At 76.5% G+C, this 12,812-nt stretch carries 11 protein-coding genes and 1 pseudogene; 6 read left to right on the forward strand and 6 right to left on the reverse strand.

Annotated features, from left to right (window positions below):
- Positions 1-36: 36 nt before the first annotated feature.
- From MN205_RS22350 to MN205_RS12765, 4 genes and pseudogenes are all read left to right on the forward strand, one after another.
- Positions 37-1,808 (forward strand): annotated as a pseudogene (locus MN205_RS22350) (pyruvate formate lyase family protein); the annotation flags it as partial.
- 7 nt (positions 1,809-1,815) lie between these two features.
- A complete protein-coding gene (gene pflA, locus MN205_RS12755; protein WP_242127820.1) occupies positions 1,816-2,652 on the forward strand; it encodes a pyruvate formate-lyase-activating protein in 837 nt (278 codons plus the stop codon).
- 102 nt (positions 2,653-2,754) lie between these two features.
- Positions 2,755-3,954: an acyltransferase gene (locus MN205_RS12760; RefSeq protein WP_242127822.1), complete on the forward strand. Its 1,200-nt coding sequence runs from the start codon at positions 2,755-2,757 to the stop codon at positions 3,952-3,954.
- 104 nt (positions 3,955-4,058) lie between these two features.
- Positions 4,059-4,736, forward strand: a complete 678-nt coding sequence (locus MN205_RS12765; RefSeq protein ID WP_242127824.1) for a response regulator transcription factor — start codon at positions 4,059-4,061, stop codon at positions 4,734-4,736.
- Here the strand turns inward: MN205_RS12765 and MN205_RS12770 are convergent.
- Complete coding sequence (locus tag MN205_RS12770; protein WP_242127826.1) at positions 4,709-6,196, reverse strand: HAMP domain-containing sensor histidine kinase; 1,488 nt, start codon at positions 6,194-6,196, stop codon at positions 4,709-4,711. The two genes, MN205_RS12765 and MN205_RS12770, sit on opposite strands and share 28 nt — an antisense overlap.
- 115 nt (positions 6,197-6,311) lie before the next feature.
- Here MN205_RS12770 and MN205_RS12775 point away from each other — a divergent pair, with 115 nt between their 5' ends.
- Positions 6,312-7,055 carry an SDR family oxidoreductase gene (locus MN205_RS12775; RefSeq protein ID WP_242127829.1) on the forward strand — a complete coding sequence of 248 codons (744 nt, stop codon included), beginning with the start codon at positions 6,312-6,314 and terminating at the stop codon, positions 7,053-7,055.
- 31 nt (positions 7,056-7,086) lie between these two features.
- On the opposite strand, the gene MN205_RS12780 is transcribed toward MN205_RS12775, so the two are convergent.
- The 5 genes from MN205_RS12780 to MN205_RS12800 form a co-directional block, all read right to left on the reverse strand.
- Positions 7,087-7,692: a DedA family protein gene (locus MN205_RS12780; RefSeq protein WP_242127830.1), complete on the reverse strand. Its 606-nt coding sequence runs from the start codon at positions 7,690-7,692 to the stop codon at positions 7,087-7,089.
- Between the two features lie 155 nt (positions 7,693-7,847).
- Entirely contained in the window at positions 7,848-9,068 is a 1,221-nt protein-coding gene (locus MN205_RS12785; protein ID WP_242127832.1) for an MFS transporter, read from the reverse strand.
- Complete coding sequence (locus MN205_RS12790) at positions 9,065-9,643, reverse strand: helix-turn-helix domain-containing protein (RefSeq protein ID WP_242127834.1); 579 nt, start codon at positions 9,641-9,643, stop codon at positions 9,065-9,067. Before MN205_RS12790 ends, MN205_RS12785 begins: the two co-directional genes overlap by 4 nt.
- A 77-nt stretch (positions 9,644-9,720) precedes the next feature.
- Complete coding sequence (locus MN205_RS12795) at positions 9,721-10,113, reverse strand: PPOX class F420-dependent oxidoreductase (protein ID WP_242127836.1); 393 nt, start codon at positions 10,111-10,113, stop codon at positions 9,721-9,723.
- Positions 10,114-10,195: 82 nt separating this feature from the next.
- On the reverse strand, positions 10,196-11,395 hold the full coding sequence (locus MN205_RS12800) for a sorbosone dehydrogenase family protein (protein WP_242127837.1): 1,200 nt from the start codon (positions 11,393-11,395) through the stop codon (positions 10,196-10,198).
- Positions 11,396-11,453: 58 nt separating this feature from the next.
- Between MN205_RS12800 and MN205_RS12805 the strand changes: the two genes are divergently transcribed.
- Complete coding sequence (locus MN205_RS12805; RefSeq protein ID WP_242127839.1) at positions 11,454-12,374, forward strand: 2-hydroxyacid dehydrogenase; 921 nt, start codon at positions 11,454-11,456, stop codon at positions 12,372-12,374.
- The last annotated feature ends 438 nt before the right edge of the window (positions 12,375-12,812 follow it).

Genomic DNA, 12,812 nt, shown 5'->3' on the forward strand with positions numbered 1-12,812 from the left:
CCGGCTCCCCTGGTGCTGGTGCCCGGCCACACCGCCACCGACCGCACCCGCGCCGTGTGGGCGAAGCTCACCGCGATGTTCCCGGCCGAGCGCGCCGAGGGCGTGCACGACGTCGACGTGGACACCCCCTCGACCATCACCAGCCACGCCCCCGGGTACGTGGACCCCGAGCTGGACCTCATCGTCGGCCTGCAGACCGACGCCCCGCTGCGTCGGGCGATCATGCCCAACGGCGGGCTGAAGACGGTGCAGGACGGCCTGGCCGCCTACGGCTACGAGCTCCCCGAGCGCGTCGCGGAGATCTTCACCACGTACCGCAAGACCCACAACCAGGGCGTGTTCGACGCCTACACCCCGGCCATCCGCGCCGCCCGCCGCTCGCACGTCATCACCGGCCTGCCGGACGCCTACGGCCGCGGCCGCACCATCGGCGACTACCGCCGCCCGGCCCTGTACGGCACCGCGCGCCTCATCGAGGGCAAGAAGGCCGAGCGCGCCCTGCTCGACGCCCGCCGCAGCACCGCCGAGGTCGTGCAGCTGCGCGAGGAGAACTCGGAGCAGGTGCGAGCCCTGGGTGAGCTGGAGCGGATGGCCGCCTCCTACGGGTACGACGTCAGCGGCCCCGCCCGCACCGGCCGCGAGGCGATCCAGTGGCTGTACTTCGCCTACCTGGCCGCGGTGAAGGAGCAGAACGGCGCGGCGATGTCCCTGGGCCGCACCGCCACGTTCGTCGACGTGTTCCTCCAGCGCGACATCGCCGAGGGCCGGTTGACCGAGCAGGACGCGCAGGAGCTCGTGGACGACTTCGTCGTCAAGCTGCGCATCGTGCGGTTCCTGCGGACCCCCGCGTACGACGAGCTGTTCTCCGGCGACCCCACCTGGGTCACGGAGTCCATCGGCGGTCTCGGCGAGGACGGCCGCCCGCTGGTGACCCGCACGTCGTTCCGCTACCTGCAGACCCTCTGCAACCTCGGCCCGGCGCCCGGGTGAACCTCGCCAAGACGCTGCTGTACGCGATCAACGGCGGGCGCGACGAGGTCAGCGGCGTGCAGGTGGCCCCGGCCGCGGAGCCGGTCACCGGCGACGTGCTGGACTGCGACGACGTCGTGGCCGAGCTGGAGCCGATGATCGCCTGGCTGGCCGAGACGTACGTCAGCGCCCTGAACGTCATCCACCACATGCGCGACGAGTACGCCTACGAGCGGATCGAGATGGCGCTGCACGACCTGGTCGTCGACCGCACCCTGGCGTGCGGCATCGCCGGCCTCTCCGTCGCGGTGGACTCCCTGTCGGCGATCAAGCACGCCACGGTGCGCCCGGTGCGCGACGAGACCGGCCTCGTCGTCGACTACGTGGTCGAGGGCGTGTACCCCGCCTACGGCAAGAACACCGGCAACACCCCCGACGGCCGCCGCGCCGGTGCCCCGTTCGCCCCGGGCGCCAACCCCATGAACGGCCGCGGCCGGCACGGCATGGTCGCCGCGGCGCTGTCGGTGGCGAAGATCCCCTACGAGGACGCCCTGGACGGCACCTCCCTGACCACGTCGGTCACCCCCGACGGCCTGGGGCGCACCGCGCAGGAGCGGGTGGGCAACCTCGTCGGCGTCCTCGACGGGTACGTGGCCTCCGGCGGGTTCCACGTGAACGTCGACGTCCTGGACCGCGCCACGCTGCTGGACGCCATGGAGCACCCCGAGCAGTACGGCCAGCTGACGATCCGGGTGTCCGGGTACGCCGTCAACTTCGTCCGCCTGACCCGCGAGCAGCAGCTGGACGTCATCAACCGCACCTTCCACGGCTCCCTGTGAGGTTCGAGTGACCAGCACACCGGTCGACCCGGGGCTCCCGCCCGCGGTGCGCCCGGAGCGCACCGTGGTCCAGCCCCTGCCGGGCGGCACCCTCGACGGCGTCGACATCGACGCCGTCGAGGGCAGGCTGCACTCGTGGGAGCTCGTCACCGCCCTGGACGGTCCCGGGACCCGCCTGGTGACGTGGGTGACGGGGTGCTCCCTGCGCTGCCGGCACTGCCACAACCCCGACACCCGGGACGTGCGCAACGGCACCCCCACCACGGTGGGTGAGCACGCCGGCCGCCTGGTGCGCTACCGCTCGTTCCTGCGTGCCTCCGGCCGCGGGGTGACGATCTCGGGCGGGGAACCGCTGGTGCAGCCGGCGTTCACGGCGGCGTTCCTGCGCCGGGCCAAGGAGCTGGACCTGCACACGGCGCTGGACACCTCCGGCTGCCTGGGTGCGCGGGCGAGCGACGAGCTGCTCGACGACGTCGACCTCGTGCTCCTGGACGTCAAGAGCTCGGACCCGGCGACCTACCGGCGCGTCACCGCCCGCCCGCTGGCGCCGACGCTGCGCTTCGCCGAGCGCCTGGCCGGGCGCGGCGACCGGATGTGGATCCGGTTCGTGCTGGTGCCGGGGCTGACCGACGCGCAGGACGACGTCGACGGCGTGGCGCGCATCGCGGCGTCCCTGGGGCCGGCGGTCGAGCGCGTGGAGGTCCTGCCGCACCACAGCACGGGCCGGTCCAAGTACGAGCGGCTGGGACTGCCGTACCCCTTGCCGGACACCCCCGCGCCGACGGTGGAGCAGACCGAGCGGGCCCGCGACGCCTTCCGGGACCGGGGCCTGACGGTCCTCTGAGCGCGCCGCGGCCGCACCCGGGCACGGCTTCGTCAGCGTCCTCTCAGCGACGCCGTGGCACCCTCCCTCCCGCAACGAGCCGCGGGGTGGGAGGGGGCCGGCGTGACGGTCGTGGACGGCAGCAGGGACGTGCGGGCGCGGGGGAGCGCCGAGCCCGCGGGCGGCGGGTTCCGCCCGGACGTGGAGGGGCTGCGCGCGGTGGCCCTGGGGGTGGTCCTGCTCTTCCAGGCGGGCGTGCCGTTCTTCGGCTCCGGCCTGGTCGGCGTCGACGTGTTCTTCGTCGTCTCCGGTTTCCTCATCACCGGGCTGCTGGTGCGCGAGGCCGAGCNCACCGGGGGCGTGTCGCTGCGCGACTTCTACGCGCGCCGCGCGCGGCGCATCCTGCCCAGCGCCGCCGTGGTGGTCCTGGCGACCCTGCTGGGTGCGCTGGTGCTGCTGCCCGAGCGCCTGCCCGCGATCGCCCGGGACGCGGTCGCCGCGGGCGCGCAGGTCGCGAACTGGTGGCTGCTGTCGTTCGGCTCGCACGAGCTGGGCGAGGAGGTCGCGCACAGCCCGCTGAAGCACTACTGGTCGCTGGCGGTGGAGGAGCAGTTCTACCTCGTCTGGCCGCTGCTGGTGCTGCTGGTCGCGCGCCGCGCCCGTCCCGGCCGGCTGCGCCGGGACCTGGCGCTCGCCCTGGCGGTGCTGAGCGCGCTGTCGCTGGCGGCCTGCGTCGTCCTCACCGCGCGCCTGGAGCTGTTCGGGTACCTGAGCACGCTCACGCGGGCGTGGCAGTTCGGCGCCGGGGGGTTGCTGGCCCTGGCCGCCCCCCTGGTCGCGGCCCGGTGCGCCGGAGCCGGTACCGGCGCGGTGGTGCTGCGCGCCGCCGGCTGGGCCGGTGCCCTGGTGCTCGCCGTCAGCGCCGTGACCGTCACCCGCCTGCCGTACCCGGGCGGCATCGCCCTGCTGCCCACCCTGGCCACCGTCGCGCTCATCGCCTCCGGCACCTGCGGCGCGGCGCGCGGGTCGGTGGCGCGGGTGCTGTCCCTGCGGCCGGTGCGTGCCTGCGGGCGGCTGTCGTACGTCTGGTACCTGTGGCACGTGCCCGCGGTGGTCTTCGCCACCGAGGTGCTCGGCACCACCTCCTGGCGGGTGCTGCTGGCGGTGGAGCTGCTGGCGGTGGTGCCCGCGCTGCTGACCGCGCGCCTCGTGGAGCGGCCGCTGCGCTTCTCGCCGCTGGTGGCGGCCTCGCCCCGCCGCGGCCTCGTCCTCGGCGCGCTGACCACCGCGCTCACCGTCGGTGCCGGGCTCGCGCTGGCCTGACCGGTGGGCCTGACCGGTGGCGCCGTGCACCCGTCCGGGTGCCGGCGCCACCCGCGTGCCGGCCCGGCCGCCTACGCTGCCGCCGTGGGTGCGGGGCGGGTGCCGTGAGGGTCCTGGTGGTCGAGGACGAGACCGTCCTCGCCGAGACGTTGCGCCGGGGCCTGACCGCGGAGGGTTTCTCGGTGGACGTCGCCCACGACGGGCGCGAGGGGTTCTGGCGGGCGTCCGAGCTCGGCTACGACGTGCTCGTGCTGGACCTGATGCTGCCGCTGCGCAACGGCTACGAGGTGTGCCGCGACCTGCGCGCGGCCGGGGTGTGGACCCCCGTGCTCGTGCTGACCGCCAAGGACGGCGAGTACGACGAGGTCGACGCCCTGGACCTCGGCGCGGACGACTTCCTCACCAAGCCGTTCTCCTTCCCCGTGCTGGTGGCGCACCTGCACGCGCTGGTGCGCCGCGGCGCCCCGGAGCGCCCCGTGGAGCTGGCCGCCGGCGACCTGCGCCTGGACCCCACCAGTCGGCGCGTGCACCGCGGCGACGTCCCGATCGAGCTGACCGCGCGGGAGTTCGCGCTCCTGCACCACCTGATGCGCCACCGCGACGAGGTCGTCAGCAAGGCGCGCATCCTCGACGACGTGTGGGACCCCCTGGCGTGCACCGACCCGAACGTCGTGGAGGTGTACGTGCGGTACCTGCGCCGCAAGATCGACGTCCCCTTCGGGCGGGCGGCGATCCAGACGGTGCGCGGCGCCGGTTACCGGCTCGCGGCCGACGGCGGCTGAGGCGCCCCCGGCACGTCCCCGGCCTGCGGGGTCAGCGGCAGACGCACCTCGAACAGCGCCCCGCTCCCGCCGGCCGGCGCGGTGCAGCGCACCGAGCCGCCGTGCGCGGTGACGGTGCCGGCGACGATCGCCAGGCCCAGGCCGGTGCCGCCGGAGGCGCGGTCGCGACTGTCCTGCAACCGGACGAACCGGTCGAACACCCGCTCGCGCTCGCCCTCCGGCACGCCGGGACCGTCGTCGACGACCGTCACCACGGCGTCCGGCCCGTCGGCGCGCAGCCCCAGCTCCACCCGGCCGCGCGCGTGCCGGGCGGCGTTGTCGGTGAGGTTGCGCACCGCGCGGCCGAGCTGCCCGGCATCGCCCAGGACGCGGGCCGGTGCGGTGCGCACCACCACGTCCAGCGCCGTGCTGGCGCGCAGCCGCGCGGCCTCCGACTCCAGCAGCTCGTCCAGGTCCACCTCCGCGCGCACCGGCACCGCCGCACCCTCGTCGGCGCGGGCCAGCAGCAGCAGGTCGGCGACCAGGCGCTCCAGGCGGACCGCCTCGCCGCCCACCAGGGCGGCGAACTCCGCCGGCCCGGTCGAACCCGGGTGCAGGCGCTGCACCTCGGCGGCCGCCCGCAGCGTCGCCACGGGGCTGCGCAGCTCGTGGCTGGCGTCGGCGACGAACCGCCGCTGCGCCCGCTGCGCGGCCTGCAACCGCCCCAGCATCGCGTTCATCGTCCGCGCCAGCCGGGACACCTCGTCGTCGCCCGGCGGGACGGGGACCCGGGCGGCCAGGTCCGCGGAGGTGGTGCCGTCGACCGTGCGGCGGATCGCCTCCACCGGGCGCAGCGAGCGGCCCACGAACACCCGCGTGGCGACCCCGACCGCCACGAGCAGCAGCGCCCCGCCCACGGCGACCAGCAGGACCGCGGTGCGCAGGGTCCGCTGCGCGCCCCCGGTGCTCTCGGCGACCACGACGGTGTACCGCTGCCCGTCCGCGTCCGCGCCCACCACGGCCACCAGCCAGCGCCCGTCGTCGCCCAGCTGCGGCAGGGACCGCTCCCGCACCCGCGTCCGCGCCACCTCCGGGACGACGGGGGAGAGCGGCGCCAGCCCGGCCAGGGCCCGGCTGGCGGTGACGACCTGCCCGTCGACGACCACCTGCACGTGCGTGCCCCGGTCGTCGCCGGCGCCCACCAGCGCGTCCAGGCGCTCGCGGGCCGCCGGGTCGCTCCCGTCGAGCGCTCCCGGGCTGACCGCCGCCCGCACGAGCCGGGCCTGCACGACCGCCGAGGTCGCCACCGTGTCCAGCAGGGAACGGCGCAGCACCAGCAGCCCGGCGGTGCCCGCGGTGGCGGTGAGCAGCGCCAGGACCAGCACGGCCGCCACGCTGGAGCGCGTGCGCACGCCCGCGGCCGCCCACCAGCGGCGCGGGTGCGCGCCGGGGCGGGAGCGCGGCGGGCTCACGGGTGCCACGGGTCCTCCCGGTGGTGCGTCGGTCGCGGGGCAGGTTAACGAGCCCGGGCCGGCCGACGGGCGCCGCGGACGGCCGCGTTCGCCCGTCCGGGGGCGTCCCCCTAGGTTCGGGAGCATGGATCTGAAGGGTGAGGTGGCGCTGGTCACCGGTGCGGGGAGCGGGCTCGGCGCGGCGATCGCGAAGGAGCTGGCGGCGGCCGGCGCGAAGGTCTGGGTCAGCGACGTGCGGCAGGAGGGCGCCGACGGCACCGTTGCCGAGATCGCCGACGCCGGCGGCTCCGCGGCGCCCCTGGTGCTGGACGTCGGCGACCCGGTCGCGGTGCAGGCGGCCGTCGCGTCGGTGCGCGACCAGGACGGACCGGTGGGCGTGCTGGTCAACAACGCCGGTTTCGACGTGTGCACACCGATCGAGCACCAGACCCCCGAACAGGCGCAGCGCGTGGTGGCCACGAACCTGCTGGGCCCGATGTACCTGGTGGCCAACACCTACCCGGCGATGCTGGAGCGCAACCACGGCTACGTGGTGAACACCCTCTCGACCGCAGCGCGGCGCGTGTGGACGGAGGCGTCGGCGTACGCGGCCAGCAAGCACGGCCTGCGCGCCTACACCGCCGCCCTGTTCAAGGAGGCGCAGCGCGACTGCAAGCAGCGGCACGGCTCGATCGGCGTGGGGGTCAGCGGCCTGATCCCCGGCGGGATGGCCACGCCGTTCGTCACCGACCGCTTCCCCGACGCGGACCTGACGAAGCTGCAGCAGCCCGCCACGGTGGCGCGGGCGCTGATGACGGTGTTCGCGACCTGGCCGGACAGCGTGGTGCCGGAGCTCGCGGTGCTGCCGCCGGGGGAGACGTCCTGGTGACCCGCTGACCCGCTGACCCGCGCTCCCCGGTTCAGACCCGGGGGCGCGGGCGCAGCACCTTCTGCAGCACGGTGTCCACGGCGAAGCCCAGCACCAGGGCGATCGCGATGCCGACGAGCGCGCCGGCCAGCGGGGTCGACTCCACCCACCGCCCGGCGAGGGTGCCGATGAGCACGGAGTACGCAGCCCACGTCAGCGCCGCCAGCGCCGACAGGCCCACGAACCGCCGCCGGGGGAACCGGGCGGCGCCGGCGGTGAGGTTCACGGCGGTGCGGCCCACCGGCACGTACCGGGCGGCCAGGACCGCGAACGCGCCGCGGCGGTCCAGTTCGCGCTCGGCCCGGGCGAAGGCGCGCTCGAGCCGCGGGTGCCCCGCGATCCAGCGCCGCAGCGGGGAGTGCCGCCCCAGGGTGTAGGTGAGGTTGTCGCCGCAGAACGCCCCGACCACCGCGCACAGGCCCAGCAGCACCGGGTGCGGAGCGCCGGTGTCGGCGGAGACCGCGGCCAGGGCGATGACGACGGACTCGCTGGGCAGCGGGGGGACGAACGCGTCCAGGGCCGACAGGGTGAGCACGGCCAGCAGGACCCACCGGGCCCCGGCGTGCTCCGCGACCAGTTCCCCGACGTGCTCGAACACCCGTCCCCCCGCCCGCGGCGCCGACGGCCGCCCGGCCCACCGTGCCACGGCTGCCGCGCACCCCTCGCGGCGAGCGCCCCGTCCCACGGGTTCCTCACCCGACCTCCCCCACCCCCTCCGTGATCTCGCACGGGTCAGCGTTCACGCGCGCGGGGTCACGGGGAGGTGGGGGAGGGGACGCGGTCCAGCTCCGCCCAGGTCGCCGAGCCGAACGGCCACAGCGTCACCACCAGGTACGCCCCGCCCAGCGCGAGCAGCACGACCGGCAGGGCGGCGTGCTCCAGCGCCACGCCGGTGCCGAGCTGGCCGATCGGCATCGCCGCCCAGGCGCCGGCCCCCACGACGCCGGCCACGCGGGCGCGCGCGTGCGGCGGCACCCGCTCGAGCTCGGCCGCGCCGAGGATCGGGTTGATCGCCCCCGCGGCCACCCCGGTGAGGACCATCGTCACCACCGCCGCGACCAGGCCGGGGTCGGCGGCCAGCACGAGGAAGCGCGGTGCACCCACCAGCAGGAACGCCACCGCGAACACGGTGCGCCGGGGGAACCGGGTGCCCACGGCGCCGTAGGTCAGCGCCCCCAGCACCGCCCCGGCGCCGAACGCCCCCACGAGCAGCCCCAGCGCGGGGCCGCCGCCGAAGCGCTCGCGCGCCACCACCGGCAGCACCACGGAGCTGAACGCCGCGTCGAAGGCGTTCGTGCACGCCACCAGGAGCACCACCGCGCGCAGCAGGCGGTCGCCGCGCACGAACGCCAGGCCCTCGGCCATCTCCCGCCAGTACCCCGTGCGCACCCGGGCGGCGCGGGCGACCGCGGGGGCGCCCACCGCGACGAGCAGCGCGGACACCAGGAACGTCACCGCGTCCAGCGCGAGCACCGTGAGCGCACCGGTCAGGCCCACCAGCACCCCGGCGAGGGGGGCGCCCAGCAGGCGCGCCAGCCGCTCGGCGGCGTCCATCCACCCCGTCACCCGGTCCAGCGCGAGCCCCGACTCCGCGGCCAGTTCCGGCAGCACCGCGTGCCGCGCCGCCTGCCCCGGGGTGTCCAGCAGCCCCGTGGCGAAGAGGAGCGCCAGCAGCACCCCGAACGGCAGGCCGGCGGTGGCGTCCAGCAGCGGCACCAGCCCGATCGTCACCGCGCCGACGAGGTCGCTGGCGATGCTGGTGCGCCGGTACCCGGCACGGTCCACCAGCACCCCGCCGAACACCCCGCCGAGCACCACCGGCACCAGCGCCACGGCGGCGGCCACACCCACCAGGGCGGTGCTGCCGGTCGTCTGCAGCACGTGCAGCGGCACCGCGATCGCCGTGGCGGTGTTGCCGGCCGAGCTGGTCGTGTGCGCCGCCAGGACGCACCCCAGCCGGGCGCGGGGCCTCACGGCGCCGGCGGGTGGGGGAACACCGAGCAGATCGCGCGGACCGGTCGCGCGTCCTCGCGGTGGGGGTCGGAGCGCTGCTGCCACGCGGTGCACAGCGCCTCCAGCTGCGCGGTGAACTCCGCCAGCTCGGCGGCGGTCAGGTGCCACATCCAGTCGCCCTGCGTGCCGGCGTCGACCCACTGCGCGGGCAGCGCGTGCTCGGCCGCCAGGTACGCCTGCACCTCCTGCGCCAGGCTCCGGGCGATCTGCTGCCGCAGCGCCGTCGAGGCCGCCGTCCGCTCCGGGTCGGCGCGGTCGGCGGCCGGGTCCAGGTGCGTCAGCTCGGCGGTGGCGCGCCACCAGCGCTCGCGCCGGTCCCGGGCGTGCTCGGCCGCCTCCTCGACGAACCCGACCTCCGCCAGACGGCCGAGGTGGTAGCTGACCGAGCCGGGCGCCTCGTCGACGACGCGCGCCAGCGCACCCACGCTGGCGGGTCCGGACGTGCGCAGCTCGGCGAGCAGCCGCAGCCGGGTGGGGTGCGCGAGCACCCGCATGGCCGCGGGGTCGGTCAGCTGCACGGTGCGCGGAGGAGCCACGCGACGACCCTAGGTCTTGCGAGGAACCTTGCACAAGAAGTCTTGCGGAACAGGGGCGCCGCCGGGGCGCGCCCGCCTCACCCCATCGCGTGGACCCGGTCCACGGCGATGCGCAGCACCACGCGCACCTGGTCGCGCCCCCCGTACCAGGGGTAGGGGCCGCCGGTGTACTTCCGCGACAGCTCCTCGACGTGCTCGGCGCCGCCCTCGGTCGTGCTGCCCACCACCCGGCCGCGCACGGCGACGTAGCGGGTCGGGTTCGCCGGGTCGGACACGGTCAGGGCCACGCGCGGGTCGCGCTCGACGTTCCGCGTCTTCTGGAAGCCCTGCACGGTGTTGACGACGACGTGCTCGCCGTCGGTGTCCACCCACGTCTGCGTCAGCTGCGGCGACCCGTCCGGCATCGTCGTGGCCAGGTGGCAGGTGCTCGGCGCTCGCAGCAGGTCGAGCAGCTCGGGGGTCAGGTCCACGTCGGTCCTCCGCGTCGGGTCTCGGTGCCCGAACGCTACGGCCGGGTGCGCCGGCCGGCGCCCGGCGCCCGGCGCCCGCCCGTCAGGTCAGCGGCACGCTGACGAGGCGGTCGTCGCCCGCCCGCGGCTCGCCGCGGAAGGTGTTCGACGTCAGCAGCCACAGCGAGCCGTCCGGCCCCACCTCGACGCTGCGCAGCCGCCCGAGGGTCCCCTGCAGGTACGCCTCCGGGGTCCCGGTGGGGCCCTCCGGGGTCAGCGGCACCCGCCACAACCGCTCGCCGCGCAACCCGGCCACGAGGACCGCGTCGGACGTCACCGCCACCCCGCTGGGGGACGCCTCCGCCGTCGACCACGTCTGCACCGGGGCGACGAACCGGCCGCCACCGTCGCCGGGCCCCTCCACCACCGGCCAGCCGTAGTTCCCGCCCGGACGGATGACGTTCAGCTCGTCGTAGGCGTCCTGCCCGAACTCCGAGGCGATCAACCGGCCCGTCGAGTCCCAGTCGAAACCCTGCGGGTTGCGGTGCCCGTACGACCACGTCGGTGACCCCTCGAACGGGTTGTCCGCCGGGACCGCCCCGTCGGTCGTGACGCGCAGGACCTTCCCGGCCAGCGAGCGCGGGTCCTGCGCGGCCGCGCGGTCCTGCGCGTCACCGGTGCCCACGTACAGCATCCCGTCCGGCCCGAACGCGATCCGTCCGCCGTTGTGGGTGGAGTTCTTCGGGATCCCCGTCAGGACCGGCCGCGGGTCGCTGAGCCGGTCCTGCGCGTACGTGAACCGGACCACCCGGTTGTCGTCGCGGGCGGTGAAGAACAGGTACACCTGCCCGTCCTGCGCGAACCCCGGCGACAGCGCGATGCCGAGCAGGCCACCCTCCCCACCGGGGACGACCCCGTCCACCCGGCCGTCCTCGCCCGTGGCGGCCACCCTCGACAGCACGCCGGGGCCGGTGCGCACCACGCGGGCCTCGTCCCGCAGCGTCACCAGCGCCGTGCCGTCGGGCAGGACCGCCAGCCCCCACGGCACGTCCAGGCCCGTGGTCACGTCCACCGGCGTCCCCGGCACGCCCCCGGCCGCGGACGGGGCGGGCGTGCTGCCCGTGGTGCTCGCCGCGGGGGTGCTCGCCGCGGGGGTGCTCGCAGCCGGGCTGCTCAGCGTCCCCGCCGGACCGGTGGGAGGGGTCCGCTCGCCCCCGCCCGTCCCGCCGCACGCCGCGGCCAGCAGCAGGACGGACAGGACCCCGGCCCCGCGCGGGGCCGGGCGGTGCGTCGTCGGGCGCATGTCCCCATCGTCACCCGCGGCGCACCGGCGCGCACGGCCCCGTCGGTAGCGTGCCCGCGTGAGCGCCCCCGAGCCCCTCCTCGTCAGCGTCCCCTCGGAGTCCTGGGTCCGCGCCGTCGGCCCGGTGGACGGCGCGCACCTGCTCGTCTGGGACGGCACCGGCACCCCGCCCGACCCCGCCCCCGCGCTCGTCGTGCCCCCGTACGTCGCCACCCCCGACCTGACCGCCGTGGCGTCCTGCCCGGCGGTGGAGGCGGTGCAGCTGATGACCATCGGCTTCGACGGGGTGCCGGGGCAGCTGCCGGAGCGGATCGCGCTGCTCAACGCGGCGGGCGTGCACGAGGCCTCCACCGCCGAGCTCGCCGTGGCGCTCGCGATCTCCCGGCTCCGGGGCGTCGACGACGACGCGCGCGCCATGGGCGAGGGGCGCTGGGCCCCCTCGCGCCGCAGCGCCCTGGCGGACCGTCGCGTCCTCGTCGTCGGGTTCGGCGGCGTGGGCCGCGCCGTGGCCGCCCGGCTCGCGCCGTTCGAGGTGGAGGTCACCGCCGTGGCCTCCCGCGCCCGCGTGCAGGACGGCGTGCCGGTGCACGCCGCCGCCGACCTGCCCGCCCTGCTGCCCGGGCACGACGTGGTGGTGCTGGCCTGTCCGCTCACCGAGGTGACCCGGGGCCTGGTGGACGCGCGGTTCCTCGCCGCGATGCCCGACGGCGCGCTGCTCGTCAACGTCGCGCGCGGCCCCGTCGTCGACACCGCCGCCCTGCTCGCGGAGGCGCGCACCGGACGGATCACCGCCGCGCTCGACGTCACCGACCCCGAACCCCTCCCGGCCGACCACGAGCTCTGGCGGACCCCCGGCGTGCTCGTCACCCCGCACGTCGGCGGGAACACCACGGCCTTCCGGCCGCGCATGGTGCGGCTGCTGCGCGAGCAGGTGCGCCGGCGGCTCGCGGGGGAGGGGTGGCTGAACGCCGTGCGGTGACGGCCGATGTTCCCGGGTGCCCGCGTGGTCGCGGGCGCGTGGTCGCGGGCGCGTGGTCGCGGGCGCGTGGTCGCGGGCGCGTGGTCGCCGTGGTGCGGCCGGGGCGGGTGCTGCGGCCGGCTCTCCGCCCGCTGCTCGGTGCACCGGGTCACCCGTCCGCGCGGGGCGGGCTCCGGACGCCGGCCTCCGCACCCGCCCCGTCCTCCTCGGCTCCCGTTCCGTCGCGGTCGCGAGGTGCCGTGCTCCCGGGTCGATCGGTTTCCCCGGGTGTCGTCGTGCCGGTGCTCCACCGCCGGTGACGCTGGAGGGTGGTGGGGTGTTCCGGGCAGCGGGCGCAGAGCCCGTCGCCCGGGACGCCCCACCTCCCGGCGGCCGACCCGACCCCGCGAGTCCACGGACACCCCTGGACACCCGAAGTTAATGGCATTAACTTCGATG

Source organism: Kineococcus sp. TRM81007, from assembly GCF_022669155.1.
Classification (GTDB): domain Bacteria; phylum Actinomycetota; class Actinomycetes; order Actinomycetales; family Kineococcaceae; genus Kineococcus.